Source organism: Agrobacterium sp. 5Ca39 (assembly GCF_055382365.1).
In genome coordinates, this window is record NZ_AP026436.1 from 694,777 (window position 1) to 720,263 (window position 25,487).

27 protein-coding genes are annotated in these 25,487 nt (G+C 60.2%); 4 read left to right on the forward strand and 23 right to left on the reverse strand.

Annotation, left to right across the window (positions count from 1 at the left end; all coding sequences use genetic code 11):
• Positions 1–90: 90 nt before the first annotated feature.
• The 8 genes from ACZ47E_RS03400 to ACZ47E_RS03435 form a co-directional block, all read right to left on the reverse strand.
• Entirely contained in the window at positions 91–912 is an 822-nt protein-coding gene (locus ACZ47E_RS03400; RefSeq protein WP_004440955.1) for a mechanosensitive ion channel family protein, read from the reverse strand.
• 76 nt (positions 913–988) lie between these two features.
• The gene (locus ACZ47E_RS03405; RefSeq protein ID WP_278067331.1) at positions 989–1,507 is read right to left on the reverse strand and encodes a tyrosine phosphatase family protein; all 519 of its coding nucleotides are present in this window, start codon (positions 1,505–1,507) and stop codon (positions 989–991) included.
• Positions 1,504–2,127 (reverse strand): HD family hydrolase, encoded by a 624-nt coding sequence (locus tag ACZ47E_RS03410; protein ID WP_278067332.1) that lies wholly within the window; start codon positions 2,125–2,127, stop codon positions 1,504–1,506. Before ACZ47E_RS03410 ends, ACZ47E_RS03405 begins: the two co-directional genes overlap by 4 nt.
• 2 nt (positions 2,128–2,129) lie before the next feature.
• Positions 2,130–2,978: a CAF17-like 4Fe-4S cluster assembly/insertion protein YgfZ gene (ygfZ, locus tag ACZ47E_RS03415; protein WP_278067333.1), complete on the reverse strand. Its 849-nt coding sequence runs from the start codon at positions 2,976–2,978 to the stop codon at positions 2,130–2,132.
• 119 nt (positions 2,979–3,097) lie between these two features.
• Positions 3,098–3,865, reverse strand: coding sequence for a hypothetical protein (locus tag ACZ47E_RS03420; protein WP_278067334.1), 768 nt, complete (start codon positions 3,863–3,865; stop codon positions 3,098–3,100).
• Positions 3,866–3,879: 14 nt separating this feature from the next.
• Positions 3,880–4,137 carry a hypothetical protein gene (locus ACZ47E_RS03425; protein ID WP_003501987.1) on the reverse strand — a complete coding sequence of 86 codons (258 nt, stop codon included), beginning with the start codon at positions 4,135–4,137 and terminating at the stop codon, positions 3,880–3,882.
• Positions 4,138–4,242: 105 nt separating this feature from the next.
• Positions 4,243–4,677, reverse strand: coding sequence for a TIGR02301 family protein (locus ACZ47E_RS03430; protein WP_037088929.1), 435 nt, complete (start codon positions 4,675–4,677; stop codon positions 4,243–4,245).
• A gap of 82 nt (positions 4,678–4,759) precedes the next feature.
• Positions 4,760–5,176: an NUDIX hydrolase gene (locus ACZ47E_RS03435; protein WP_077987761.1), complete on the reverse strand. Its 417-nt coding sequence runs from the start codon at positions 5,174–5,176 to the stop codon at positions 4,760–4,762.
• A 108-nt stretch (positions 5,177–5,284) separates the two neighbouring features.
• On the opposite strand from ACZ47E_RS03435, the gene ACZ47E_RS03440 reads away from it, so the two are divergent.
• Positions 5,285–5,608: a YnfA family protein gene (locus tag ACZ47E_RS03440; RefSeq protein ID WP_006699408.1), complete on the forward strand. Its 324-nt coding sequence runs from the start codon at positions 5,285–5,287 to the stop codon at positions 5,606–5,608.
• Between the two features lie 10 nt (positions 5,609–5,618).
• On the forward strand, positions 5,619–6,380 hold the full coding sequence (locus ACZ47E_RS03445; RefSeq protein ID WP_045534179.1) for an SOS response-associated peptidase: 762 nt from the start codon (positions 5,619–5,621) through the stop codon (positions 6,378–6,380).
• 217 nt (positions 6,381–6,597) lie between these two features.
• On the opposite strand, the gene ACZ47E_RS03450 is transcribed toward ACZ47E_RS03445, so the two are convergent.
• The 6 genes from ACZ47E_RS03450 to ACZ47E_RS03475 all read right to left on the reverse strand — a co-directional run bounded on the left by ACZ47E_RS03450 (position 6,598) and on the right by ACZ47E_RS03475 (position 14,327).
• Positions 6,598–7,890: a GGDEF domain-containing response regulator gene (locus ACZ47E_RS03450; protein ID WP_034496256.1), complete on the reverse strand. Its 1,293-nt coding sequence runs from the start codon at positions 7,888–7,890 to the stop codon at positions 6,598–6,600.
• 386 nt (positions 7,891–8,276) lie between these two features.
• The gene (locus ACZ47E_RS03455; protein WP_278067335.1) at positions 8,277–8,408 is read right to left on the reverse strand and encodes a hypothetical protein; all 132 of its coding nucleotides are present in this window, start codon (positions 8,406–8,408) and stop codon (positions 8,277–8,279) included.
• 167 nt (positions 8,409–8,575) lie between these two features.
• Positions 8,576–9,445: a CDP-diacylglycerol--serine O-phosphatidyltransferase gene (gene pssA, locus ACZ47E_RS03460; protein WP_004440987.1), complete on the reverse strand. Its 870-nt coding sequence runs from the start codon at positions 9,443–9,445 to the stop codon at positions 8,576–8,578.
• Positions 9,446–9,469: 24 nt separating this feature from the next.
• A complete protein-coding gene (locus ACZ47E_RS03465; protein WP_004440992.1) occupies positions 9,470–10,168 on the reverse strand; it encodes a phosphatidylserine decarboxylase in 699 nt (232 codons plus the stop codon).
• 164 nt (positions 10,169–10,332) lie between these two features.
• Entirely contained in the window at positions 10,333–12,219 is a 1,887-nt protein-coding gene (locus ACZ47E_RS03470; protein ID WP_004440995.1) for an ABCB family ABC transporter ATP-binding protein/permease, read from the reverse strand.
• 110 nt (positions 12,220–12,329) lie between these two features.
• Positions 12,330–14,327 (reverse strand): LysM peptidoglycan-binding domain-containing protein, encoded by a 1,998-nt coding sequence (locus tag ACZ47E_RS03475; protein WP_278067336.1) that lies wholly within the window; start codon positions 14,325–14,327, stop codon positions 12,330–12,332.
• Between the two features lie 156 nt (positions 14,328–14,483).
• Between ACZ47E_RS03475 and ACZ47E_RS03480 the strand changes: the two genes are divergently transcribed.
• Positions 14,484–15,104 carry an LOG family protein gene (locus tag ACZ47E_RS03480; RefSeq protein WP_006700139.1) on the forward strand — a complete coding sequence of 207 codons (621 nt, stop codon included), beginning with the start codon at positions 14,484–14,486 and terminating at the stop codon, positions 15,102–15,104.
• A 187-nt stretch (positions 15,105–15,291) separates the two neighbouring features.
• Positions 15,292–17,052 carry a peptidoglycan D,D-transpeptidase FtsI family protein gene (locus ACZ47E_RS03485; RefSeq protein WP_004441000.1) on the forward strand — a complete coding sequence of 587 codons (1,761 nt, stop codon included), beginning with the start codon at positions 15,292–15,294 and terminating at the stop codon, positions 17,050–17,052.
• Positions 17,053–17,104: 52 nt separating this feature from the next.
• On the opposite strand, the gene rarD is transcribed toward ACZ47E_RS03485, so the two are convergent.
• The 9 genes from rarD to ACZ47E_RS03530 form a co-directional block, all read right to left on the reverse strand.
• Positions 17,105–18,013, reverse strand: a complete 909-nt coding sequence (gene rarD / locus ACZ47E_RS03490) for an EamA family transporter RarD (protein WP_034495824.1) — start codon at positions 18,011–18,013, stop codon at positions 17,105–17,107.
• A 212-nt stretch (positions 18,014–18,225) separates the two neighbouring features.
• Positions 18,226–19,182: a prolyl aminopeptidase gene (pip, locus tag ACZ47E_RS03495; protein WP_112766976.1), complete on the reverse strand. Its 957-nt coding sequence runs from the start codon at positions 19,180–19,182 to the stop codon at positions 18,226–18,228.
• Between the two features lie 3 nt (positions 19,183–19,185).
• Positions 19,186–19,644, reverse strand: a complete 459-nt coding sequence (locus ACZ47E_RS03500; protein WP_004441005.1) for a GFA family protein — start codon at positions 19,642–19,644, stop codon at positions 19,186–19,188.
• Entirely contained in the window at positions 19,641–20,117 is a 477-nt protein-coding gene (locus ACZ47E_RS03505) for a GFA family protein (RefSeq protein WP_004441007.1), read from the reverse strand. Before ACZ47E_RS03505 ends, ACZ47E_RS03500 begins: the two co-directional genes overlap by 4 nt.
• On the reverse strand, positions 20,114–20,482 hold the full coding sequence (locus ACZ47E_RS03510) for an endonuclease domain-containing protein (RefSeq protein WP_060942534.1): 369 nt from the start codon (positions 20,480–20,482) through the stop codon (positions 20,114–20,116). The genes ACZ47E_RS03505 and ACZ47E_RS03510 overlap by 4 nt, the downstream gene beginning before the upstream one ends.
• Positions 20,483–20,756: 274 nt before the next feature.
• Entirely contained in the window at positions 20,757–22,142 is a 1,386-nt protein-coding gene (gene cysS, locus ACZ47E_RS03515) for a cysteine--tRNA ligase (RefSeq protein WP_278067337.1), read from the reverse strand.
• A gap of 211 nt (positions 22,143–22,353) precedes the next feature.
• Complete coding sequence (locus ACZ47E_RS03520) at positions 22,354–23,094, reverse strand: SDR family NAD(P)-dependent oxidoreductase (RefSeq protein ID WP_006700145.1); 741 nt, start codon at positions 23,092–23,094, stop codon at positions 22,354–22,356.
• Positions 23,095–23,239: 145 nt separating this feature from the next.
• Positions 23,240–24,748 (reverse strand): amidophosphoribosyltransferase, encoded by a 1,509-nt coding sequence (purF, locus tag ACZ47E_RS03525; protein WP_006700146.1) that lies wholly within the window; start codon positions 24,746–24,748, stop codon positions 23,240–23,242.
• 138 nt (positions 24,749–24,886) lie between these two features.
• Positions 24,887–25,474, reverse strand: a complete 588-nt coding sequence (locus tag ACZ47E_RS03530) for a CvpA family protein (RefSeq protein WP_004441017.1) — start codon at positions 25,472–25,474, stop codon at positions 24,887–24,889.
• Positions 25,475–25,487 lie beyond the last annotated feature (13 nt).

Sequence of the window (25,487 nt, forward strand, 5' to 3'; positions counted from 1 at the left end):
GCCGGATGCAAGTGCGCTACAGCGCGAGGCAACGAAAAAGCGCGACGGCTCTTGCTGCCATCGCGCTTGCAGAAAAATGGGGGTGACGTCTCAGGCCGGCTGTGCGCTCACTTCCGCCTTACGCTCGTCGAACGCGAGTTTCATCGCTTTCGTCACATCGCGGGTCGTCGCGAAATAGCTGTCGCTACGCACCCAGTAACGCAACTTGACGGTGGCGCTGTCGGCGCTCACAGAATCGACAAAGGTGACAGGGGCTGGGTCAAGCAGCACCCGGCTTTCCGAGCGTACGACATTCATCAGCATGTCCTGCGCGGCGGCGAGATTCTCATCGTTTTTCACCGTCAGGCTCAATTCGTGACGGCGAGAAGGAAAGCGGCTGAAATTGGTGATCGGCACGTTCCAGAGCGTCGAGTTGGGCGCCAGACGGTAAAGGCCGTCGCTGGTCTTCAGCTCGGTCGCAAACAGTCCGATCTCGATGATCGTCCCGCTGACGCTGCTGGTTTCGATATATTCCCCGACCCGGAAGGGACGCAGCACCAGCAGCATGATGCCGGCGGCAATGTTCTGCAGCGTTCCCTGAAGCGCGAGGCCAATGGCAAGACCGGCGGCGCCGAGGGCCGCCAGAATTGAGGCCGTCTGCACCCCGAACTGGCCCAGCACCATCACGATGACGAGAATGAGGACGACATAACGAATGGCGCCCGCGAAGAATCCGGCGAGCGTCGCATCGAAGCCGCGAATGCGCGACAGGCCCTGAAAGGCCCAGCGTTGAAGAAAGGCAGCGGCCAGCCAGCCGACGATTAACAGCAGAAGTGCACCGATCACCGAAAAGGAATATTGCACCGCCAGTGCGCTCGCCTGTCTTACGGCCGCTTGCGATGCGACAATGATATCCGTTGCCTGTTGTTCCATGAATCGTCCCGTGATTTTATTTGCGTTCAGGGTTGGTAACGACTGCGTTCCGAAGGGGTTCCGCCAAAACCGGTTGTCAACTGCGAAGTGGCAGCACGAAAGGCACATTGCCGTCGGTGTCCGCGCCCCTGCCCATCGCCTTGATAGCCGCCTCCAGACGACCCTTCCGGCCGAGCAGCCGGTCGCCGATGGCGATGATGCGGGCATTCGGAGTGGCATAGGGCGAGGCGGCGCGCAGACGCAGCGCAAGTTCAGTCTCATCCTGATCAGGGTAAAGACTGAGCGCGGCGATGACGGCAGCCGCAGGCGAGCGCGAAACGCCCATCCAGCAATGGATAAGCAACGGGGCCGTCTGATCCCATTCATGCGCGAACTCGATGAGCTTCAGCACATGCGCATCGTCAGGGGCGATAAGATTGCCGGTACCCTTGAAGCAGATGTCGTTCATCGCAAGCGTCAGATGCCGTTCGGCGGCAATAACCGCGGGGCGGTGAAATGTCTGCTCCCTGGCGATCAATGTCACCATTTCCCGGGCCTTGTGCTTCACGGCCATTTCCGCGATCCGTCCGAGCGGTGAAACCACGATGGCCGTCATTTGGCACCCCCAGGGTTCGTCCCGCGCATGGTCTCGATGGCCTCAAAACGCTGGATGAACAGCTTTTGCGCTCCCGTGGAGGGAAGCGGCGTGATGTCGAACATGTCGCGGGTAATACCGCGTGGCAGGCCGAAAAATTTTTGCGCCTCGGCCGTGGAAAAACCGGCAAGCTCCGTCGCCTCGAAAAAGGCGGCGACCGTGTCGGCCTTCTTGATGCGGTCCTTCAACTCGCGCGATGCATGCGGCGGCAGGCCGAAGCGCAGATGCACGGCGGCCTCAAGCCGCTTTTCCACAGTCTTGTAACCGCCGCCGACCACGGATTTGAACGGAGAGATCATGTCGCCGATCACATATTCCGGCGCATCGTGCAGAAGCGCCATCTGCATTTCATCGGGGGTCGCGGCCGTGCACATGCGGCAGAAGATCGTCTCGACGATGAGGCAGTGCTGAGCGACTGAAAAGGCGTGGTCGCCACGCGTCTGGCCGTTCCAGCGGGCAACGCGGGCAAGCCCATGGGCAATATCGGCGATTTCCACGTCGAGCGGCGAAGGGTCGAGCAGATCGAGCCGCCGTCCGGACAGCATGCGCTGCCAGGCGCGCGGGCCTTTGACGGAGGCCACCTCTATTCCTCCGCCTGTGCCGCCGGATCGGCCGCCGGGAAGGAAAGACCGCTCCAGGCGGGCAGGGCAACGGCGACGGGAACAGTTTCCGCGAGAAGCGGCGTGCCGGACGCGAGCGCCGCGGCAATGCGGTCGATGCGCACGATGGCGAGTGCCTTGTTGCCGCAGACGGTGCCGAGCGTACCGACGGATTTGCCCTGTGCGGTAATGTCCACGCCGCTGCCGGGGAGGGCGTCCTGCGCTGAAACAAGGACAACACGCCGCCTTGCCGTGCCGCGATGTTTCATGCGCGATACAACTTCCTGGCCGACAAAGCAGCCCTTCTTGAATGACACCCCGTCGTTCACATCCATCAGCACGTCATGCGGAAAAGCATCCTGCAGCGCATAGTCGCGGCCAGCTTCGGCAATGCCGTATTCGACACGCAGCACATCATAGACGGCTGCGTCGCCAGCGGCAGTTGCGCCCGGAATGCGGAATAGATCGAGACCCGCCTTGGCGAAACGGCCGTCCCTTAACCCCGGCTGAGGTGCCTGTTCCTCCCAGAAAACGCTCACACCTTCGGCGGCTTCCGCTTTCAGATCGACGGGAGCGCGCAGCTTGTACATCGTCAGGCGGCGCAACAGCGCTTCCTGTTCGGAAGCGGTGATCTCGATGAGATAGTCCGTGCCGTCGCGCGCGATGAGGAAATCGAACAGGATCTTGCCCTGAGGGGTCAGAAGGGCGCAGGCGCGGGCTTCCCCTTCAGGCAGATGCTCCACATCGGTGGTAATGAGATTGTTCAGAAACTCCTCGGCGCCGGTGCCGGAAACCCGGATCAGGCGGCGGTCAGCAAGAAAAGCGGAAGGCATGGCGTCACCGTTCGGTTCGTCGAGACTATGCGTCTGGGCAACAGCACATGTACCGGTGCCGGACGCTCATTCCGCACAGTTAGGATTTTTGCAAAAGAACGGCAAGCGCCGGGATAGGATCAATCGCCGGCGGTGAAGAACTTCCACTTGCCATCAGGCGAGATGCCGATGCGATAGAAGCTGTAATTGCCGTATTCCTGCATATCCGCAAGGTCGCCGGCGGTGATGATGCGCAGCAGTTCCACTTTTTCCGGCGGCGTCAGCGTGTTGAGCGGCTTTCCGGCGAAATAGGGGAAAACATAGGCTTCGTCCGGCGTGCCTGCATCAATATGGGCGTAACCGGTCGACAGGAGGTCGATGATGATCGCCAGCACTTCCAGCCCGTCGGTATCTCCTGAATAGCTTTTCAGTGCTGCGATCGGGTCTTCGCCGTCATTGCCGTCGATGCGGAATTCTTTCTGGCCGGCAGCGATGAATGGCCGCAACTTTTCAATATCGCCCGTCGCTGCCGCGTCGATGATCTGTTGGCGCAGCTTGCGTACGGCTTCCGGTGCCTTGGAAATATCGTGCTCGATGACCACTGACATTTCGGGGGTATTGTCCGGCTTGGAGGATTGCTGGTTCGTCTGGGCGGCAGATCGGTCGACCAGAGGGTCGGGCAGGGGGATGCCTTCCGAATCGCCCTCGATTTCGTCCGGCTCGGCGGGTGCGGTCTGCTCAGGCTGTTCGCGCTTCTGAGCCTGTGGCTCGCCTTCGTTGTTCTGGGCCGGCTTCAGCTCGGAAAGCGCAAAGGCTTGGCCCGGCAGGCCAATCGACCCGGCGGTCAGAGCGAGCACGATGGATAGCAGGGCGGAAGAGCGCAAAGGCCCCTTGCTCAGGCAAGACATGATAGACCCCGGCTTTACTGTATCACCCGCTGCGGAGAAAATTCGCCTTGAAGCATGCGCTGACGCAGCGATTCCAGCATTGCTTCCGCGCCAGCCTCGCCGTGGATCCGGATGGTTTCGCGCATGGCCAGAGCGATTGCAGCATCGGCGATGATCTCCGGCTCGATGCCGTCGGCCATGCCGTCAGCCCATGCCTCGTTCTGGTGTTCCAGAGCGACCTGCATCTTTTCATGCACGATCATATCGTCGATTTCGTTACGGCTTGTCTGCATTTTTCATCCTCGACAGGGCGGGCAAGTCCTTACCACCCTGTTAACAACACTAGCAGCCTTTTATCAAAACGGCACGGGCTGCGGCGAAAAGAGGTTAATAATCCTCTAATTTCCGAACCTGGACGCGATTTCCTGAGCGAGTGTTGCCCCTTCGTTACGGTAGTTCTCTTCTGCCATGATGGCGGCGCGTGTGCAACTGGTGTGGATGGCCGCAAAGGAGCGGTATCCACGGTTGAATGCAGCCGTCATGCGCTGACGTCGTTCGGGTTCGTTGGCCGTGTCCGCAGCCAGAAGGTCGCCCATCGATTTGCGCCAGTCCTCCGGTCCGGAAGAAGGGCACAGCGTTCTCAAATATTGCACCGCACCCAATATTTCCGACAGCCGTGCCAGCTTGTCGTCATAGGGCGCGGGTTTGGGAGGTGCCGTTTCCGCAGGACGTGCCTCGGATGCTGCCTTGGAAGGCTGCGCGTAAACGGCGCCGTTTTGCCCGGTCGGCAGCATGGTCAGGAAAAGAGACAGGAAAATGGTTGGTCGTATCAAAATTTTATTCTGCCCCACACATACTCGTGAACATCCGGCGGGCGGACGGGTCTAGATAATCGCGATTCTGCCCTGCTGGCAATCATGCTAGCAGCCGCTCGGCGCATTCCACCACGCTTTCTGGGGCCGGCAGTCGGCGGATTTCCGCAAGCGTGTACCAGCCTGCGTCCGCTGCGTCATCACCGACGGTCACAAGCGGATCGGCATCCGTTTCCACGGTGAAGACGGAGAGCAAAAAATGGCTCGTCAGGGTCCCATTTGCATCGTGCGAGGGAAGATCGTAGGTCGCGAAAAGTTGCGGATGGCGTGCGACAATGCCGGTTTCCTCGTGCAGTTCACGTAGCGCCGTCTCGGCCGGCGTTTCGCCTTCCTCGGCCCGTCCGCCGGGAAAGGCGAACATGTCCTTCGAGGGCGGATTGATGCGGCGCACGAGCAAAAGCCGGTCGCCATTTCTGACGATGGCGGAGGAGGCGAGGCGGGGCTTGATACGAACGGTCATGTAAGGTTTCGCGTGTCTCGGTCGGACGGTCTGGAAAAATCGATTCCGGTTTCTGCGCCGATGTTATAGTCCAGAATCGGTTCGATTGTGCAGGCAGAAGACGGTGGAATGAAGATCTATCTTATCTATGCGTTGGCGGCTCTTGCCGAAATTGCCGGCTGTTTTTCCTTCTGGGCCTGGCTGAAACTTGGCAGAACGGCGTGGATATTGTTGCCGGGCATGTTGTCGCTGGCCGCCTTTGCCTGGCTCCTGACGCTGGTGCCAGCGGAGGCCGCAGGCAGGGCGTATGCCGCTTATGGCGGCATCTATATTGCCGCTTCGCTTTTGTGGCTCTGGGGCGTCGAGGGCCACGCGCCGGACAAATGGGATATCGCCGGCGGCGCCGTCTGTCTCGCAGGGGCCACCATCATCCTGTTCGGGCCGCGGGGTTGAGGAGAAACATATGTGCGGACGTTTCGTCCTGAAAGCGACGCCGGAAGAGATTGCCGATTATCTTGACCTGATCGGGCTAGAGGATTTCCCCGCCCGCTTCAATATCGCGCCCACGCAGCCGATACTGATTGTCATGGAGGGTGAACGGCAGGAGCGCGGCAGCAACCTGCCCAATCGCCGGGCAGTGCTGGTTCGGTGGGGTTTCCTGCCCGGATGGGTCAAGGACCCGAAGGATTTTCCGCTGCTCATCAACGCGCGTTCGGAAACGGCAATCGGCAAGGCCTCCTTCCGCGCCGCCATGCGCCATCGCCGTGTGCTCGTGCCTGCGACCGGCTTTTATGAATGGCGACGTCCGCCGAAGGAAGAGGGCGGCAAACCCCAGCCCTATTTCATTCGCCCGAAGAAAGGCGGCATCGTCGCCTTCGCCGGTCTCATGGAGACATGGTCTTCGGCCGATGGTTCGGAGGTCGATACCGGCGTTATCCTCACCACGGCCGCCAATGCCGCCATCGGGCGCATTCACGACCGCATGCCCGTTGTCATCGCGCCTGAGGATTTCAGCCGTTGGCTCGACTGCAAGACCCAGGAACCACGCGAGGTCGCGGATCTGATGCGGCCGGTTCAGGATGATTTCTTTGAGATGATTCCCGTCTCGGACAAGGTCAACAAGGTCGCCAATGTCGGCGCCGATCTCATCGAGCCAGTGCCGGAAAGCGTGCCGCTGGCAAAGATCAAACCGGCGAAGGACGAGGGGCAGATGTCGCTGTTTTGACGTCTTTGCGCAGCGTGTGAGGCTGGTTATCTAAGCTCTGACATTGCCGCCAATTCTTCTCCCCGAGGGGGAGAAGGTGGCCGAAGGGTCGGATGAGGGGCTACGGCAGAGATATACGGTGGACTTGCCCCTCATCCCGCTGCCGCGGGCTTCTCCCCGGCGGGGAGAAGAACAAGCCTCATCCGCTCGCTCCCCATGCCTCAGTTCCGGAAGAAACTCAGCCGTTCCGCCCGATCTTCTGCAAACCTTCCTGGATCATGATATCGGAATAGACGCGGTTGCGGCCGTTCGCCTTGGCGAGATAGAGCAGCTGATCGGCGGCATTCAACTGGTTGTCGAAGGGCTCGCCCTTCTCGATCTCTACGACGCCGAGCGAAATCGTCAGTGCGAGGCTGCTGCCGCTCAATTGTCGGCCGCTTTTTTCCACATGGGCGCGTAATTCTTCGCAGAATGCATAGGCGGCGTGGGCATCCAGGCCGCGCAGGAAGACCGCGAATTCCTCGCCGCCCAGACGGGCGGGAATGTGGCGGTGCGCGTCGCACTTGTCATGCAGAAGCTCCGCCAGCTTTTTTAGAGCCCGGTCGCCCGCATCGTGCCCCAGCGTGTCGTTGATCTTCTTGAAGTGATCGATGTCGAGGATGGCGACGGCGCCATTTTCGTCATTGTCATTGATAACGTCCATGAGTGCACGGGTGCGCTCGAAGAAGGAGCGGCGGTTCGGCAAGCCTGTCAGATGATCGCGCTCGGCCAGTTCGCGCAGGCGCTTGAGCTGTTTCAGCGTTTCTATGTTGTTGTCGATACGGCACTGCAACTCTTCCGGCACGAAGGGGCGATAGACGAAATCCGACGCGCCCGCCTTCAGGAAGCTTGCTGAAAGCAGCCGGTCCGTGGAGGATGATATGCCGATCACGCGCAGATCCTCCGAGGAGCGGCTGTCGCGAATGCGGCGCGTAAGTTCGTAGCCGTCCATATCGGGCATGTGATAATCGGTGATGACGAGCTGGATGGACGGGTCCTGCGCCAGGATTTCCAGCGCGCGATTGCCCGAATGCGCCTCGCTGACCTTGAAGTTCTGCCGTTCCAGAATTTCCACGAGGCCGGAGCGCGCGGTCCGCGCATCATCGACCACCAGAACGGAAAACTGCCTGTTGGTCAGAATCCTGTCGACGGTTTTGACCACCGCGTCGACGGTGCGGTGACCGTCCTTGACGATATAGTCGATGATCTTCTTCTCGGCATAACGCTTGCGCGCCTCCTCATCCACTGTGGCGGTGAAGACGATGGCGGGCACTTTGCGTTCGGAGAGCAGCGCCAGAATTTCACCCTTCGGAGCGTCGGGAAGATTGAGACCCGTCAGCGCCAGCGTGAAATCATGGGCGCGCAGCAGGGTATCGGCCGCGGCCATGCTGTCGCAATGGATCACCTCGGCCTGCGTCTCTTCCGAAAGGCGCGTCTTCAGCAGCATGGACAGAGCAACGGAATCTTCAATCAGAAGGATTTTATCCTGCATGCCGCCCAAGCCCCCCATGGCCGTCTTCATGATGTCTCCACGAAACTTCATTCTTTCGCCACCGCACGTCACGGTATTGGAAATCTTGGTAACCGCAGAGGAATGAATCTCTAAAGTAGAAAATTTGTAATTTCTCAGTAATTGATGCGAGACTGTCCGTACAGTCGTCTCGTGGAAGTCGAATACTTTAGCATGGCTTTGTTGCAGTCACGTTACACTATAACGGATTGGTCCCATGGTCCTGGCCGGAATGGCGCGTGACGGCAGCAAAAGAAAACGGCGCCATTCATAGCGCCGTGTTGTGCTCGGTTATCCCGGATTGACCGTTCTCGGTCAGCTGACCTATCAGGCGCGGACCTGTCCGATTTAAGAAAAATCGTTTATTTTCAAGCGGTTTTGGCTGCTGGCTCGCGCTTCAACATCAGCGCTGCGGCCGCGACGGCCTTCAGTCCGAGCGGGCGGTAGTGGCTTTTGAGGTCCGGCTTTGCCTGCGGCTGTGCCTTCGTCTCGTTCGTCATTTTCTCTCTCCACAATTCACCGAACGCCGTTGCGATGCGTGTGAGCCCCTTCTTTCGCGGCTAATCTTGACGGATTCGAGGCGGAAAACGCGAAGCCGGCCGTTCAGGGTGCGACATTTTGCGCCACGGCGCAGATAGGTGAAGCAAGAAAAATGATACCTGCGGTTTTAAATGCTGCGATCGAGGCCATTGCCGCCATTTCCGTCGTCATGCGCGTCCTCTTCGATCGTCAGCGTACCGTAGCGGCGGTGCCAGAGCCGCGCGCTGATGGGAATGAAGACGAGATAGGCGGCAACGGTGAGAACCAGCACCTCCCAGGTGAAGCTCATCAGCATGGCCACATAGAGAACGACGACGAGGATCATCGGCAGCACGAGATCGCGGCGGATACGGCTTGTGCCTGATTTTCCCGACCAGACCGGGAGGCGGCTGATAAGGAGATAACCGATCAGCACGGTATAGGCGGCAGCGACATAAGCGAATGGCTTGTCCGGCTCGACGCCGAGGAAGCCGAGATAGACCGGCAGCAGCACCAGCATGGCACCCATCGGGGCAGGGACGCCGACAAAAAACTCGTTCTGCCATGGCGCCTTGACCGGCCGTTCGATCATCACGTTGAAGCGCGCCAGGCGCAGACCCGCGGCGATGACATAGATGAGGGCGGCGATCCAGCCGATCGACCGCGCCTGATCGAGAAGATAGGCATAGACCACCAGCGCGGGCGCGACACCGAAATTGACGATATCGGCCAGACTATCCATCTGTTCGCCGAATTTGGACGTCGCTTTCATCATGCGGGCGATGCGCCCGTCTATGCCGTCGAGGAAGGCCGCGAGTAGCACCATGCCAACGGCGAGTTCGAAACGCCCTTCGATGGCCAGCCGCACGCCGCTGAGGCCGGCGCAGATGGCCAGAACGGTGATGAGATTGGGAACAAGCAGGCGAAAGGGAATTTCTCTCAGGCGCGGCCCGCGGCCGCTGTCCTTTCTGCCCTCATGTTTTCCGTTCTGCGGCGGTTCGGCGATCGGCGTTTCCATGGCGCATGTCTTTCCTGATCGTCATCAGCCGCGGCGGCTGAGGAGCGGACCCTTGGCGGAACCGAACTCTGCCAGCACGGTCTCGCCGGCGATTGCCGTCTGACCCACGGATACACGCGGCTGAAAGCCTTCCGGGAGGAAGATGTCAAGGCGCGAGCCGAAGCGGATAAGGCCGAAACGCTCGCCGGCATCGACGGGCTCGTTTGGCTTGACCCAGCAGACGATGCGCCGAGCGACCATGCCGGCGATCTGCACCACGCCGACCTTGCCATGCGACGTTTCGATGACGAGGCCGTTGCGCTCATTGTCCTCGGAAGCCTTGTCCACCTCGGCATTGAGAAACAGGCCGGGACGGTAGGCAACATTGACGATGCGGCCGCGGACCGGCGAACGGTTCACGTGGCAGTTGAAGACGTTCATGAACACCGAGATGCGCACCATCGGCTCCTTGCCCAGCTCCAGTTCCAGCGGCGGGATGACGGTCTGTACGGCGGAAACCCTGCCATCGGCGGGGCTGATGATCAGGTCGTCATCCTGCGGCGTCACGCGCTCGGGATCGCGGAAGAAATAGGCGCACCAGGCCGTCAGCACCAGGCCGACCCAGAACAGCGGTTCGGCGATCCAGCCGAGCACCAGCGATGCCACGAAGAAAGCGGCTACGAAGACATAACCTTCCTTGTGGATCGGTACGATGGTGTTGCGAATGGTGTCGAACAGATTCATATGGTTCCTTGCTCCGGTTTTGTCTGTCGCGTCTATATGTGGTCGTGATACGACATGATCCATACGGACGTGCGACAAATTTTGCCTAGCTGGTTACAGCCAAACGGACCGCCCGGCAATGGTCCCCTTGCCATGCGGGGGCCGTTATCAGGCGTTTATGCGCCTCAATGCGCTGGTTCGCCGCGGTCCACGACACCGAGATCGTCGGTTTCGCGAACATGTCGCAGCATCTCTTCGGCCCGGATAGCTTCGCGCTGGCGGCTCCACATCGAGGCGTAAAGACCGTTCTGGGCCATCAGGGATGTATGCGTGCCGCGCTCCGCGATCAGCCCTTCCTTCAGCACGATGATTTCATCTGCGCCGATCACCGTCGAGAGCCGGTGGGCGATGACCAGTGTGGTGCGGTTTTTCGAAACGATATCAAGCGCGCTCTGGATTTCCTGCTCCGTATGCGTATCGAGCGCCGAGGTCGCCTCGTCGAGGATCAGGATCGGCGGTGCCTTGAGGATCGTCCGGGCAATCGCCACACGCTGCTTTTCGCCACCGGAGAGCTTCAGCCCGCGCTCCCCGACCATGGTGGCGTAGCCATCCGGAAGCTTTCCGATGAAGGCGCTGATCTGGGCTGCATCCGCTGCCGCCGTGATGTCTTCGTCATTCGCCGAAGGGCGACCGTAACGGATATTGTAGGCCAGTGTATCGTTGAACAGCACCGTATCCTGCGGAACCATGCCGATGACGGAACGGAGGCTCTTTTGCGTCACGTCGCGGACATCCTGCCCGTCAATCGTGATCGCCCCTTCCTGGATATCGTAGAAACGGTAGAGCAGCCGCGAGATCGTTGATTTTCCTGCACCCGAAGGCCCGACAATGGCAACTGTCTTGCCCGCCGGCACGTCGAAGGAAATGCCCTTCAGGATCGGTCTCTCGGCATCATAGGCAAAATGCACGTCGCGGAACGAGATCGCGCCGGGACCGGCGGCGAGCGGCGTCGCACCCGGCCTGTCGGTAACCTCGGCTTCCACTTCCAGAAGCTCGAACATCTGCTCGATATCGGCGAGGCCCTGGCGGATTTCGCGATAGACGAAACCGATGAAATTGAGCGGCACGGAAAGCTGCAGCAAAAGTGCATTGATGAAGACGAAATCACCGATCGTCTGTTCGCCGCGCTGCACGGCAAGCGCCGACATCACCATCATGACGGTGGAGCCAAGGCCGAAAATCACACCCTGACCGAAGTTCAGCCAGCCGAGCGAGGTCCAGATCGAGATCGCCGATTTTTCGTAACGCGCCATTGCGACATCGAAGCGCTGCGCCTCCATCTCTTCATTGCCGAAATATTTGACGGTCTCGAAATTCAGCAGCGAGTCGATTGCCTTGGTATTGGCATCGGTGTCGCTGTCGTTCATCGCGCGGCGGATGGAGATTCGCCAGTTGCTGGCCCGGACAGTGAACCAGATATAGGCCCAGACGGTGATGACCGTGACGAGAACGTAGGAAAAGCCGTAGGACGCCCAGAAGATGATTGCCGTCAGCAGGAATTCGATGAAGGTCGGCGCGGTGTTGAGGATGGTGAAGCGGACAATGGTTTCGATGCCCTTGGTGCCACGCTCGATAACCCGCGAGAGCCCGCCGGTCTTGCGCTCCAGATGGAAGCGCAGCGAAAGCCGGTGCATGTGTACGAATGTTCTGTAGGCCAGCTGGCGGACCGCGTGCTGACCGACGCTGGCGAAAAGCGAATCGCGCAGCTGGTTAAGCCCGACCTGTATCAGCCGCGTCAGATTATAGGCGATGACAAGGGCGACCGCGCCCAGCAGGAAGGCCGGGACCAGCCCCGCCATATCGAGCCTGCCATTCAGCGCGTCCGTCGCCCATTTGAAGAAATAGGGGACGGAGATGAGAACCAGCTTGGCGACAACAAGGTATACGGTGGCCCAGACCACCCGCATCTTCAGATCCCACCGCCCCTCCGGCCACATATATGGCCAGAGATTGATCAGCGTCTGGGTGGGATTGCTGGAATCCGCAGAAATGGTTTTTTTCTTCGTGGCCATCATACTCTCCGGTCACTGCCGGAAGCCGACAGCATGACGGCGGCTTTGGTCAAGCCGCCGCGCGCGTCACAGATAGGATCGTTGCGGATTTACCGCAACGGTTCAGTTGCTCAAGAGCCACCTTTCAGCCGCTTGCGGTGAAGTTCTTCCGCATTCGGCAGGGCCTCTTTCGGCACCCCGAAAATCTGGCCGGGCTCGATCAGGTCAGGGTTTTTGATCTGGTCCTCATTGGCGAGATAGATCGTGGTATAACGGACGCCCTGGCCATAGACGCGGCGCGAAATCTGCCACAGCGTGTCGCCACGGCGGATGATGACGCTGTTCTGGCTTTCGGCCAGCGGCGCCTGCTCGAAGGTCTGCGGACCGGCTGGCGCCTGTGGCGCGGGAGCGGGCGGCGCGGTGATGTGGAGTTCGGCAAGCCTGCTGGCCAGCGAAGCCAGCCCCTTGCCGATTGCCGCCACGTCATTCGGCCAGGCTTCGACCGATGTCAGCAGCTGGCGCGCCTTGGCGGCGATGTCGCCGGCGAAGGCTGTGAAGTCCGGCTCGGTGGCTGCCGCGGTGCGGAACTCCGAAAGCGATTTCAGCGCAATCACCACGGCAGAGCGGCCGGCTATTGCCTGATCGAGCGCCGGTGTCGGCTGGTCCCTGTAGAGATTGGAGAGGATGCCAAAGGCCTTGGCGACATCGGTGCGCAGCTTTTCGAAAGCGGCACGGTCGCTTGCCGTGCTCTGGTTTTCGGCCGGCACTGCAGTCGTTGCCGCTGACGAAGAAGCAGACGGCGTCTGCATCGCGACGGTTGCCTGGTCGGTCTGCGGCCTTTCGAACGGAACGCGCACGCGCACTTTCGCGGTGCCGTCGGCATTCAGCTCCTCGACGGTGATGATGTGGCTGCCAACGGCGAGATCGACGTCGCCTTCGATGACAAAATGCCCGGAGGCTTCCGTCGTGGCCTTGCCGATTTCCCTGTCATCGACCAGCGCGCGAACCGTCGAACCGGCGGGCGCGGAACCCGCGACGAAAATCTTCGATCCCTCGAACTCGACGGCAGTGACCTGGACGCTCGACGTCAACGGAGCGGCGGCAGCGGCCGCGCCGGCAAGCGGTACGGAGGCAGCATTGGCGTTGGTCGCAGCCGTTGCCGCAGGCTGTTGTGATGGCGTTTGCGGCTGAAGCGACGGAGGGGCCGCCTCCGGCATGGCGAGGACCCGGCTTGCCTTGCCGGGCTTTGAAACCATGGCCAGAAGCTCGCCGGCCTTGCCTTCCGGAACGGAAACCGTCGCCACTTCCTCAGACTGCGTCGCCTTGCCGGCGGTATCGGTCGAACGCAGCACCAGTTCATGGTCGCCGGGCGGCAGGGGATTGTCGAAAACGGCTGCGAAATCGCCGGATCCGTCGATCGTTGTCTGGGCGACGACCTTGCCGTTGCTCAGGATTTCAAGTTTCGCACCCGGCTGCGCCTTGCCGGCAACAACCGCCGAACCATCAGGCTCGACGCGCAGGATGTCGAAAGTCGGCGCGCCGGAAGAGGTCTGCGCGGCATCGGCTGGCGCCGCCGCCGGCTTCGCCGCTTCGGGCGCGCCATCGTCGGTGCCGGCGAAGACGCCCGCGAGACGACGCACCTGCGCCGCCGCTGCCGCCGCATTGTCAGGCAGGCCGCGCAGGAAGGCCGTGGTGCGCTCGGCGGCGGTGCGGGCCGTGGTGATGAGCCGCGACGTTGTTTCATCCAGCGACTCGGGAATTTCGATATTCGTCAGTTCCTTGAGCGAGGTCTCGACCTTCTTGCGCGCCGCTGCGAAATCGGAGTCGGAGGGAACCTTGCTGTCGGCGAAAAGCGTGGTCAGATCCTTGATCGACTGTGTGGCGGAAGCCGCCAGACGGCCGACCTTGTCGGCGATATTGGCGGTTTCTTCTGCCGCATCGGACAGGATGTCGCCCGCCTTGTCGGCGCCCATTTCCACGCTGTTCTTCACGGCGTTGCCCGCCTCGTTGATGGCGTCGCCGATCGGCTTGCCGTCGTTTGAAATCCGCGGCAGGACGAAAAAGATCATGAGCAGGGATGCAATCCCCAACACGATCAGCGCCAGCAAACCGGCTTTATTGTTTTTCATCCTGGGTGCTCCGGATAATTCAAGCTTTTCACACGAGTTGAGATTGCTAGCGTCTTACCTAGCGCCAGACAAGCGGTGAGTGGCAAAAAGGCCATATTTGCAAGGGATTTCCCAAATTTTCTTGACGTGCCGCATCGCACATAGTTCCTTCCCTTCATGACGGACAAAAATACAGCGATTCGATCCATCTGCGTTTATTGCGGCTCCCAGCCCGGACGTGATCCCGCCCACATGGAAGCAGGCCGTGCGCTTGGGAAATCCATTGCCGAAAACGGCATTCGCCTGGTTTATGGTGGCGGCACCAAGGGCATCATGGGCGCAGTTGCCAGCGGCGTTCTTTCCAATGGCGGCGAAGTGACGGGCATCATACCGGAATTTCTGGTCGACATGGAGGCGACACGCCATTCTCTCGGACAATTGAACGAGCTTGTCATCACCAAGGACATGCACGAGCGCAAACACATGATGTTCGAGCGCTCGGATGCTTTCGTCACCCTGCCGGGCGGTGTCGGCACGCTGGAAGAGATCGTCGAGATCATGACCTGGGCGCAGCTCGGCCGTCACGCGAAGCCAATGGTCTTCGCCAATATCAACGGTTTCTGGAACCCGATGCTGGAACTCGTGCAACATATGCGCGACCAGGGCTTCATCCACCGTGCGCATCTTCTCAACCCGCTCATCATTGACGAGGTGAAGGATATCGTCCCCGCCATCATCGACCGCGCGCTGGCGCAGCAGAACCCTGAAGGCGACCCTTCGGTGATTTCGCGCCTGTAGGCCCGGCGATTGTTAACGGCCGCTCGGGCGGCTCGTTACAATTTTAAATGTATATTAATATAGATTTAACGGCGGCATCCTTCCGCCCGTCCTTTTCGTGGCCCGGCGACTGATCCTGTGTCACCGTTTCCCAGGCGTTGGTTATCGCGGAATTTTGCTCCGCCGCCTCGGGTGGGTGTCATCGGCAATGATTGCTTTCGTGATGCGGCTGAAGAGCCGGACGCATTTCATTATCAAGAGAAACCCGCTGCGGGGCAGGGAGGTCGTCTTCGGTTCGGTCGCCCGCCGCCGGGCGGAGGCAAAGACGCGGCTTGCAATCGTCATCGCCGTCTTCATTGCGATCTATGGCGTTGCCGCTGCGCGCCTCGTTCAATATGGGCTCGCCGAACCCGTTTCCACCGCATGGATCAATTCCGGCGTCAACGCCATCGCCTCACGGCCTGACATCGTCGACCGCAACGGCACGCTTCTGGCGACCGATCTCAACATGGTATCGCTTTATGCGGATCCGCGCAGGATCGTCGATCCGGACGAGGTGGTGGAAAAACTCGCGACCGTTATTCCCAATCTGGACTGGCGCGAGACGCATCGTAGATTGCGTTCGGATACAGGCTTCCAGTGGTTGCGACGCCAGCTGACACCGCGGCAGCAGGCGGATATTCTCAATCTCGGCATACCGGGTATCGGTTTCCGTCCGGAAAAACGGCGGTTTTATCCGGGCGGCCCAACCGCTTCGCATATTATCGGCCACGTCAATGTCGACAATCAGGGTCTCGCCGGCATGGAGCGTTACCTGGACCAGCAGGGGCTGGCCGATCTGCGCGCTGTGGGTCTTGCCAGCGGCACGCCACTGGAACCGGTGCGGCTGTCCATCGATCTCAGGGTACAGAACATCGTTCGCGACGTGGTCGTGAAGGCGAAAAGTGCCTATCAGGCCGAAGCCGCCGGCTCGGTGATCCTGGATGTGGAGACGGGCGAAGTGCTGGCCATGGCTTCCGTCCCGGATTACGATCCGAACGAACCTTCCCGCACCCTCGCTGATGGCAGCGTCGACAAGGAGTATGAAAAAGGCTGGTTCAACAGGATGAGCAACGCCACCTTCGAGATGGGCTCCACATTCAAGAGCTTCACGCTCGCCATGGGTCTGGATGCCGGGGCGATTACGCTCAATTCGGTGGTGGATGCGTCGCGGCCGATCCGCATGGGCGGCTTCACCATCAGGGATTTCAAGGGAAGAAACCGGCCGCTCTCCATTCCGGAAGTGTTTCAATTTTCATCGAATATCGGCACGGCGGCGGTGGCTGACAGGGTCGGTGTTGAGGGCCATCAACAATTCCTGACGAAGCTTGGTCTGCTGACCAGAATGGACACGGAAATGCCCGGCGTTGCCACGCCGACCCAGCCGAGAAACTGGAAGAAGATCAATTCCGTCACCATCTCCTTCGGCCATGGCGTTGCTACCACTCCGTTGCAGACGGCGGTGGCCGCTGCAGCCCTTATCAATGGCGGAAGCCTGATCTCTCCGACCTTCCTGCCGCGTTCGAAAGAGGCTGCGGCATCGCTCGCGCGCAGCGTCATCAACGACAGGACGAGCGCCGACATGCGTTACCTGTTCAACTGGAACGGCATCAAGGGTTCCGGCCGTGGCGCACAGGTGGAGGGGTTTCATGTCGGCGGCAAGACGGGGACGGCAGACAAGGTGATCAATGGCCGTTACGCCAAGGACATCAATTTCAACGCCTTCGTGGCCGGTTTTCCCATGCACAAGCCGAAATATGTCGTGCTGACCATGATCGATGCGCCGAGGACCGGCGTGAACGGCGGCCGCACGGCAGCCTCGACAGCGGCCCCCATGACGCGCGAGATCATCGCCCAGACGGCGGGCCTCCTCGGTGTCAAGCCGCGCTTCGGCTATGAGGGAAACCCGCAATTGCTGGTGGATTACTGACGCCTGGTTACCTCACTCCCGTTTCAGGGAGCAGGAGTGAGAAAGGGTTTGGTCATCGCTTGAGCCGCAGCAGGCTTGAGCCGGTGTAGATCGCAAGCGCCACCCAGATCATTGCGAAAGCCGCCAGACGCACCATGTCGAACGGTTCCTTGAAGACGAAAATGGCTATCAGGAAGATCATCGTCGGCGCGATATATTGCATGATGCCGATGGTGGAGAGCTTCAGCAGTTTCGCACCATTGCCATAGAGAATGAGGGGAACGGCGGTGATGAGACCGCTTGCCGCCAGAAGCCAGGTATCGGCGGAATTGCCGCCCATGAAATGCGCCTGTCCGCTGAACGCAAGCCAGATCATGACCAGCACGGCGGGAATAGACAGCAGCATGACTTCCAGCAGGAAGCCCTGCGTCGCGCCTATGGGCAGGGTTTTGCGGAAAAAGGCGTAAAAGCCCCAGGAAACGGTGAGCGCGATGGAAACCCATGGCAGGCTGCCCGCATGCCAGGTGAGGATGGCCACCGCAACCGCCACGAGGCTGATGGCGGCGATCTGCGCCGGATAGAGTTTTTCCTTCAGCAGTACGGCACCGAGGAAGATGCTGAACAGCGGATTGATGAAATAGCCGAGCGCGGCATCAAGTGCGCGGCCCGCGCCGATCGACCAGATGTAGACGCCCCAGTTGATGCTGATGAGCGCAGCCGTAAGACTCGCCATCGCAAGCATCTTCGGACTTCTCAGCGCCGTACGGATTTCAGCCGTACGCCCGAGCACGATCAGCACCACCGCTGCGATCGGCACCGACCAGACGACGCGATGCACGATGACCTCGATCGGTGAAATATGTGCAACCGCTTTCATGTAGAAGGGCAGGAAACCCCACAAAAGATATGCGGAAAGCGCGAAAGCAAAACCGCGCGCGCTGTCGCCGCCCTCTTGGGCTGGAAGCGTTTTGTCGAGTGCCATGGGAGTACCGCCAATTGTTCGGATGGCGTTTTATAACGGATCGGCACAATGGCGGCCAATTCATTTCCGTGAAGGGATCATGAGAAAAACTGCATGAATAAAAGGCGCTTTGCCTTCAAACGTGCTGATCAGCGCCGGGTAAATGATTCCCGCAGGAAACCCCTGCGTGAATCATCATCTTATCCTGCCGCCACAACGTGCTGAAATAAATACTATTTCCCGACAAAACGGTCGTTGGCGCGGATCAGCTGGTCGAGAATGCCGGGCTCGCTCATCGCATGTCCCGCGGCCTCGATAATGTGGAAATCCGCGTCCGGCCAGGCCTTGGCCAGCTGCCAGGCATATTTCAGCGGGCAGGGCATGTCGTAACGTCCATGCACGATGACACCGGGAATATTCCTGAGCTTGCCGGCATCGCGCAGCAATTGTCCTTCCTCAAGCCAGCCGCCATTAACGAAGAAGTGGTTTTCGATGCGGGCGAAGGCAATCGCGTATTTGTCTTCACCGAAATCCTCGACGCGGTCGGGATCGGTGACGAGTGCAATGGTCGCGCCCTCCCATTGGCTCCATGCTTTCGCGCATTCCAGCTTCTTCGTTTCGTCAGTGCCTGTGAGATAGCGATTATAGGCCTGCATCATCTCGCCGCGTTCGGATTCGGGAATGGGTGCGATGAATTTTTCCCATTGATCCGGATAGATTTCAGAGACGCCGAACTGGTAGTACCAGTCGAGTTCCGGCCGGGTGACGGTGTAGATACCGCGCAGGACCAGTTCGCTGACGCGGTCCGGATGGGTTTCGGCATAGGCGAGCGCCAGCGTCGAACCCCAGGAGCCGCCGAACACCAGCCATTTCTCAAAGCCGCAGAGTTCACGCAGCCGTTCAATATCGGCAACCAGATGCCATGTGGTGTTGGCTTCGAGTTCCGCGTGTGGCGTGGAGCGACCGCAGCCGCGCTGATCGAACAGGATGACATCGTAAAGATCGGGATCGAATACCCGGCGATGGGTGGGATTCACTCCGCCGCCTGGGCCCCCGTGCAGGAAGACCGCCGGCTTAGCGCCGCGTGTGCCCACCCGCTCCCAATAGATCGTGTGGCCGTCACCCACGTCGAGCATGCCGGTCTCGAAGGGTTCGATCTCTGGATAAAAGCCGCGCAGTTCTTCAGTCATGTTTTATCGTTCCTCAGGCGGCCATTCGGCCGTGTCATGATCCGGGTGTTGGTAGGAGGTGATCTCGGCCTCATCGACGCCCTGTTCGACTGCCGGTTTGGCGAAGAGTTGCTCGATCCACGGCATACGCTTGTGGATGTTCACCTGCACCTGCGGCTCTATCTTCTCGGGATGGTCGAAAGCGCCGATCGCGATCTCCACGCCGCCGGGATAATGATAGGTCAGCGGTGTGCCGCACTTGTTGCAGAAACCGCGATGGATTTTCTGCGACGAGCGGAAGAGGGCAGGCTGGCCGCGTGTCCAGGTCAGATGTGCCTGATCGGCAGTCACAAGTGCGCCAAAGAAATTGCCGAAATGTTTCTGGCACATGCGGCAGTGGCAGATGGAGGCCCTGCCGAGCTTGCCCGCATGGAACCGTACGGCGCCGCACTGGCAGCCGCCGGAAAAACCCGTTTCGCTCATTGTCTGTTCTCCGGTGGCCAGTTTTCGGTGTCGTGGTCGGGGTGCTGATAGGAAACGAGATTGGCAAGGTAGTCCACCTGCGTCAGGTCGTCCTCGGTCGCAACGGCGGGCAGGGTGTGGAGGTTGTCGACAAAACCGATCTTCCGTTCCACGCCCCACTGGATGGTTGGCGGCAGCGCGGCGGGATCGTCGAAGGCGCCGGCCGCCACCGCAATGCCATCCGGAGCCTCATAGGTTAGCGGCGTGCCGCATTCGGGGCAAAAGCCGCGCTTCACGACGCTGGAGGACTGGAAGCGTTTCGGCTCGCCGCGCGTCCATGTGAACTCCACATTGCGAACTGAAACCAGTGGCGCGTAATAAGCCCCGAAAGCCTTCTGGCACATGCGGCAATGGCAGATGGAACTGTCTTTCAGGTCGCCAGTGGCGCGAAAACGGACCGCGCCGCATTGGCATCCGCCGGTATATGTCGTCATCTTCGGTCCTCCCGGATCGTTCTGATAATGTGGAGACAGACATTATCTAAGTCTGTGAGGACCTCGTGGTTCCAGAAGCGGAGGATGGTCCAGCCGTCTTTTTCAAGCCGCACGGTTCTTTCATGATCGTAGTGTAAAGCTGCCTCGGATGTATGTTGAGAGCCATCGATCTCGATAATAAGTCGATGATCGGAACAGGCGAAATCGACGATAAAACCGGCAATCGGCATTTGTCTACGGAAACTCAAGCCTTCAAGGCGATGGGCGCGAATTGCGTTCCAGAGTTTCAGCTCGGCATCCGTCATTACTTTCCGCATTTGCTTCGCGTATTTGCGATGCATTGGGTCTACATCTGCATGCGGCATGATCTGGCTCGCCGTTTAGTGCCTCGCCTTAGATTGGTTGAGGGAACTTAAAATCGCAAGCGTATTGTGGTGGGCGAGGATACCCCCCTCTGCCCTGCCGGGCATCTCCCCCACAAGGAGGGAGATCGGCATGACGCGCCTGCGTCGCTCCATTTCGACCGAAGAGAAATGCGGGGCCTAACAACGAGTCGATCTCCCCACCTGTGGGGGAGATGCCCGGCAGGGCAGAGGGGGGTAAACCGCAAGCCGCAGCCTCAAGCGCTGGACGCAAGCCCTACCGCTTCAACTCCCAGGTCGTCGTCCGCTCCCCGGTCTCCTTGTCCTTGCCATCCTTCAACTGAATGCCCTTCTCCGAAAGCTCATCGCGCAACCGATCGGCCTCTGCAAAGTTCTTCGCCTTCAGCATCTCCAGACGCAATTCCACCAGAGCGTTGACGGCCGAAACGATGGCCTCGTCCATTTCAGTTTTCTTCGGCAGCACGCCCAAGAGGGCAGCACTCGCCGCGAAGGCGGGCAGCTCGTAAGGGTCTACATTGGCCGCGTGCGCCAATGCGTGCAGCGCCTGCACGGCCGCAACGGTGTTGAGATCGTCGGCAAGCGCCTCGAGCACGGTTTCATCCGGCGCGGCATCGGAGGCTTCCGCCGCCGGCCATTTGGCGAGCAGGCGTTCGGCCTCTTCCAGACGCTTTACCGAAAAATCGATCGGCTCTCTATAATGCGTCATCAGCATCGCAAGACGCAGAACCTCGCCCGGCCATTTCCGGCCGCCGAATTTCTCCGTGTGCAGCAATTCATAGATCGTCACGAAGTTGCCCTCGGACTTCGACATCTTGCGGCCTTCCACCTGCACAAAGCCGTTATGCATCCACACGTTCGCCATGACATGCGTGCCGTGCGCGCAACGGGACTGGGCGATTTCGTTCTCGTGATGTGGGAAGATGAGGTCGAGCCCGCCGCCGTGAATGTCGAAAACGTCACCGAGGTAGCGGCCGGACATAGCGGAGCATTCGATATGCCAGCCGGGACGGCCGCGGCCCCAAGGGCTTTCCCAGCCGGGCTCGTTGTGGGAGGAAAGCTTCCACAGCACGAAATCGCCGGGGTTCTTCTTGTGGGCATCCACCGCCACGCGCGCGCCCGCCTGCTGCTCGTCCAGCGGACGCTTCGAAAGCTGCCCGTAATCCGCCATGGAGCGAGTGTCGAACAAGACCTCGCCACCGGCCGTATAGGCGTGGCCGCGTGCGATCAGTTTCTCGATGATGTCGATCATCTGTGCGATATTGTCGGTCGCGCGCGGTTCGACACTTGGCTGAAGGCAGCCCAGCGCCGCGACGTCCGCATGGAACTGGTCAGCCGTCTTTTCCGTCACGGCGTGGATGGCATCGTTGAGCGGCAGATGCGGATAGTCCCGCAGCGCCCGCGCATTGATCTTGTCATCAACGTCAGTGATGTTGCGGGCGTAGGTGACGTGATTTTCGCCATAGACATGGCGCAGCAGCCGGAAGAGAACATCGAACACGATGACGGGTCGCGCGTTGCCGATATGGGCGAAATCATAGACCGTCGGGCCGCAGACATACATGCGCACGTTTTCAGGATCGATGGGCGCAAATTCCGCCTTTTCGCGGGTCAGCGTGTTGTGAAGTTTCAGGCGCAAGGACATGCGGCAATTCCCTAAAGGCAGTCAGTTGTCCTGACCGGGCCGTTTGTCTGTAAGACCTTGCGGGAGACGAAAACGAGCCGGCCGGTGGCGAACCAGCAAAATTATTTCAGCAGCAGGTGCAGATCGTCGTTTTCATGACTTGCGTTATGGCGCGGCGGTCATGCGCGGTCAAGCGTTTCTCTCGTGACGTTGGCTGACCCGCCGACCGGCATCACTCCGGCGGACGGTAATCCACGAACCGGTTTTCCCGGACCAGGAAGAGCTTGCCGGTCTCTTTGAGATCGGGCGAAGCAAGCGGCAGGATGGCTGCGGCCACCTCTGACGGATGCGGCACGGTGGCGGGATCTTCGCCGGGCATGGCCTGCGCGCGCATCGCCGTGCGCGTGGCGCCGGGATTGATGCTGTTGACGCGAAGCGCGCTCTTCTGCGTCTCCGCCGCCCAGGTGCGGGCAAGTGCTTCCACAGCTGCCTTGGAGGTGGAGTAGACGCCCCAGAAGGGACGACAGCTATGAGCGGCACCCGAGGACAGGATCAATGCCCGACCGGCGTCAGATTTGAGAAGCAGCGGCTCGACCGAGCGGATCAGCCGCCAGGTGGCGGTGACGTTGATGGTCATGACCCTTTCGAAAACCTTTGCCTCGATATGGCCAACCGGTGAGATCACGCCGAGAACACCGGCATTGGCGACCAGAATATCCAGCTTGCCCCAGCGCTCGTAGATATTGGCGCCCAGCGCATCGATGGCTTTCATGTCGGAGAGATCGAAGGGAACCAGCGTCGCGGTGCCGCCGACGGCCTTAATGGCGTCGTCCAGTTCCTCAAGGCCGCCCACCGTGCGGGCGCAGGCGATGACATGCGCGCCGGCCCTGGCGAGTTCCAGCGCGGTGAAATAGCCGATGCCGCGCGACGCGCCGGTGACGAGAGCGATGCGGCCCTTGAGATCGATAGTCATGGTCTCCCCCGAAATGATTGCGCTTCCTTGTACGAAGCCGCAGCCGCCTGCTGCAAGCAATTAAATTGCCGCAGCTCGCGGGCTGATAAAAGGCAAGAAAAAAGAGGCCACCGGAGACCGGTGGCCGCTTGTTCTGTCGGGATTATCAGCCGTTGCTGGCCAGCATGGAAATCTTGCTGCCCATCGCCTCGCCGTTCTTGTCGAGGAGGCGGGTCGGATAATCGCCGGTGAAATAATGGTCGGTGAACTGCGGCCGCGCCGGATTACGGTTTTCACCGCCCACCGCGCGATAAAGCCCGTCGATCGACAGGAACGCCAGCGAATCGGCGCCGATATATTTCGCCATCGCCTCGACATCCGCATACTGGTTCGCCAGCAGCTTGTCGGCATCAGGCGTGTCGATGCCATAGAAATCCGGATGGAAGATCATCGGGCTGGCGACGCGGATATGCACTTCCTTGGCGCCAGCCTCGCGGATCATCTGCACGATCTTGACCGAGGTCGTGCCGCGCACGATGGAATCATCCACCAGCACCACGCGCTTGCCTTCGATCATCGCCCGGTTGGCGGAATGCTTGAGCTTGACGCCGAAGGCGCGGATCTGCTGGGTCGGCTCGATGAAGGTGCGGCCGACATAATGGTTACGGATGATACCGTATTCGAAGGGAATGCCGCTTTCCTGCGCAAAACCGAGCGCTGCGGGCGTGCCGCCATCGGGAACGGGCACCACCACATCCGCTTCGAGCGGTGCTTCCTTGGCAAGGTTCATGCCCATGTTCTTGCGCGTCGTGTAGACGTTGCGGCCGCCAACGACGGAATCGGGACGGGCGAAATAGACATATTCGAACAGGCAGAGACGCTCCGGCTGCGGTTTCGAGGGCTTGCGCGCGTCGATGGTGATCGAACCGTCCGGCTGGATCTCGCAGATGATGACTTCGCCGTTTTCAACGTCGCGCACGAATTTCGCGCCGATGATATCGAGAGCACAGGTCTCCGAGCAGAAGATCGGCTTGCCGTCCAGCTCGCCCATGACCAGCGGGCGGATACCGATCGGGTCACGCGCGGCAATCAGCTTGGTGCGGGTCATCGCCAGCATCGAATAACCGCCTTCCATCTGCCTGATGGCATCGATGAAACGGTCGGCGGTGGAGGAATGACGGGAGCGGGCGATGAGGTGCAGCACGACTTCGGTATCCGAGGTCGACTGACAGATGGCGCCTGTCGCAATGATCTGGCGGCGCAGCGTCAGGCCGTTGGTGAAGTTGCCGTTATGGGCAATCGAAATACCGCCTTCTTCCAGTTCGGCAAACAGCGGCTGTACGTTGCGCATCGCCACTTCGCCCGTGGTGGAATAACGGGTGTGGCCGATGGCGATGGAGCCGGGCAGGCGGGCAAGCGTTGCCGGATCGGTGTAATGATCACCGACGAGGCCCATATGGCGTTCCTGATGGAAGCGCTTGCCATCGAAGGAGACGATGCCGGCTGCTTCCTGGCCGCGATGCTGCAGGGCATGCAGGCCAAGCGCGGTCAGCGCCGAGGCGTCGGCATGGCCGAGAATGCCGAAAACGCCGCATTCTTCATGCAGCGTATCGCCGTCGATCTCTTCCTTGAAAGTGGCCTCAGGAAACTTGGAATGCGAAAGCGGCTCAATCATGCGGCTTGCCCTTGCTCTCTACCGAGAAAAAAGAAAGACCTCGCCGGCGAGTATCTCTCCCGGTCGGTCCGTCTGTGTCGTGCTTGATATTTAGCACAAATAGCGCGCCTTGCATGCATTGCAAGACGCGACACTGTGTCAATTATTCGTTGCCGGCGGATTTGTTGCCGGCACATCTTCGGCAGGCGCCTGCGTGGTCGTCTGTTCCTGCGGTTTTCCAAGGATGCGAGCGCGGATCTGCGGCTCGATATCGTCAGGCAGAACCGCCTCCAGCTTGCCAACCAGCCCGTCGAGGAAGGGCTTGGACTTGGCCTGGGTCACCCATTCCGGCTGCGTCTTCACATCTACCAGCCAGTTCCAGAAGGCGACCGCAACCACTAGAAGCAGGATGCCGCGCGCCGCGCCGAACAGGAATCCGAGCGTACGGTCCAGTGCGCCGATGCGGCTGTCGATGATGAAATCGGCAATACGCGAGGTGATGAAGGAAATCACGATCAGCGAGACGAGGAAAACGACGCCCGCCGAACCGGCAATGGCGATCTTGTCGTCATCGGTATAGTTGCGCGCATACGGCAGCAGGACCGGATAAAGATAATAGGCGGCGGCGACCGAACCGGCCCAGCTCGCAATCGACAGGATTTCGCGGGAAAAACCGCGGACCATCGCGAGAATGGCGGAGAAAAGAACAACGGCGATGACGATGCCGTCGAAAATTGTAATGGGCATATACCAACTCCGG

What these genes read in the sequence shown, in the direction of transcription:
- ACZ47E_RS03400 (WP_004440955.1), bottom strand. Translation starts at nt 912, where the DNA reads ATGGAACAACAGGCAACGGATATCATTGTCGCATCGCAAGCGGCCGTA.
- ACZ47E_RS03405 (WP_278067331.1), bottom strand. Translation starts at nt 1,507, where the DNA reads ATGACGGCCATCGTGGTTTCACCGCTCGGACGGATCGCGGAAATGGCC.
- ygfZ (WP_278067333.1), bottom strand. Translation starts at nt 2,978, where the DNA reads ATGCCTTCCGCTTTTCTTGCTGACCGCCGCCTGATCCGGGTTTCCGGC.
- ACZ47E_RS03420 (WP_278067334.1), bottom strand. Translation starts at nt 3,865, where the DNA reads ATGTCTTGCCTGAGCAAGGGGCCTTTGCGCTCTTCCGCCCTGCTATCC.
- ACZ47E_RS03425 (WP_003501987.1), bottom strand. Translation starts at nt 4,137, where the DNA reads ATGCAGACAAGCCGTAACGAAATCGACGATATGATCGTGCATGAAAAG.
- ACZ47E_RS03435 (WP_077987761.1), bottom strand. Translation starts at nt 5,176, where the DNA reads ATGACCGTTCGTATCAAGCCCCGCCTCGCCTCCTCCGCCATCGTCAGA.
- ACZ47E_RS03440 (WP_006699408.1), top strand. Translation starts at nt 5,285, where the DNA reads ATGAAGATCTATCTTATCTATGCGTTGGCGGCTCTTGCCGAAATTGCC.
- ACZ47E_RS03445 (WP_045534179.1), top strand. Translation starts at nt 5,619, where the DNA reads ATGTGCGGACGTTTCGTCCTGAAAGCGACGCCGGAAGAGATTGCCGAT.
- ACZ47E_RS03450 (WP_034496256.1), bottom strand. Translation starts at nt 7,890, where the DNA reads ATGCAGGATAAAATCCTTCTGATTGAAGATTCCGTTGCTCTGTCCATG.
- ACZ47E_RS03455 (WP_278067335.1), bottom strand. Translation starts at nt 8,408, where the DNA reads ATGACGAACGAGACGAAGGCACAGCCGCAGGCAAAGCCGGACCTCAAA.
- pssA (WP_004440987.1), bottom strand. Translation starts at nt 9,445, where the DNA reads ATGGAAACGCCGATCGCCGAACCGCCGCAGAACGGAAAACATGAGGGC.
- ACZ47E_RS03465 (WP_004440992.1), bottom strand. Translation starts at nt 10,168, where the DNA reads ATGAATCTGTTCGACACCATTCGCAACACCATCGTACCGATCCACAAG.
- ACZ47E_RS03470 (WP_004440995.1), bottom strand. Translation starts at nt 12,219, where the DNA reads ATGGCCACGAAGAAAAAAACCATTTCTGCGGATTCCAGCAATCCCACC.
- ACZ47E_RS03475 (WP_278067336.1), bottom strand. Translation starts at nt 14,327, where the DNA reads ATGAAAAACAATAAAGCCGGTTTGCTGGCGCTGATCGTGTTGGGGATT.
- ACZ47E_RS03480 (WP_006700139.1), top strand. Translation starts at nt 14,484, where the DNA reads ATGACGGACAAAAATACAGCGATTCGATCCATCTGCGTTTATTGCGGC.
- ACZ47E_RS03485 (WP_004441000.1), top strand. Translation starts at nt 15,292, where the DNA reads ATGATTGCTTTCGTGATGCGGCTGAAGAGCCGGACGCATTTCATTATC.
- rarD (WP_034495824.1), bottom strand. Translation starts at nt 18,013, where the DNA reads ATGGCACTCGACAAAACGCTTCCAGCCCAAGAGGGCGGCGACAGCGCG.
- pip (WP_112766976.1), bottom strand. Translation starts at nt 19,182, where the DNA reads ATGACTGAAGAACTGCGCGGCTTTTATCCAGAGATCGAACCCTTCGAG.
- ACZ47E_RS03500 (WP_004441005.1), bottom strand. Translation starts at nt 19,644, where the DNA reads ATGAGCGAAACGGGTTTTTCCGGCGGCTGCCAGTGCGGCGCCGTACGG.
- ACZ47E_RS03505 (WP_004441007.1), bottom strand. Translation starts at nt 20,117, where the DNA reads ATGACGACATATACCGGCGGATGCCAATGCGGCGCGGTCCGTTTTCGC.
- ACZ47E_RS03510 (WP_060942534.1), bottom strand. Translation starts at nt 20,482, where the DNA reads ATGCCGCATGCAGATGTAGACCCAATGCATCGCAAATACGCGAAGCAA.
- cysS (WP_278067337.1), bottom strand. Translation starts at nt 22,142, where the DNA reads ATGTCCTTGCGCCTGAAACTTCACAACACGCTGACCCGCGAAAAGGCG.
- ACZ47E_RS03520 (WP_006700145.1), bottom strand. Translation starts at nt 23,094, where the DNA reads ATGACTATCGATCTCAAGGGCCGCATCGCTCTCGTCACCGGCGCGTCG.
- purF (WP_006700146.1), bottom strand. Translation starts at nt 24,748, where the DNA reads ATGATTGAGCCGCTTTCGCATTCCAAGTTTCCTGAGGCCACTTTCAAG.
- ACZ47E_RS03530 (WP_004441017.1), bottom strand. Translation starts at nt 25,474, where the DNA reads ATGCCCATTACAATTTTCGACGGCATCGTCATCGCCGTTGTTCTTTTC.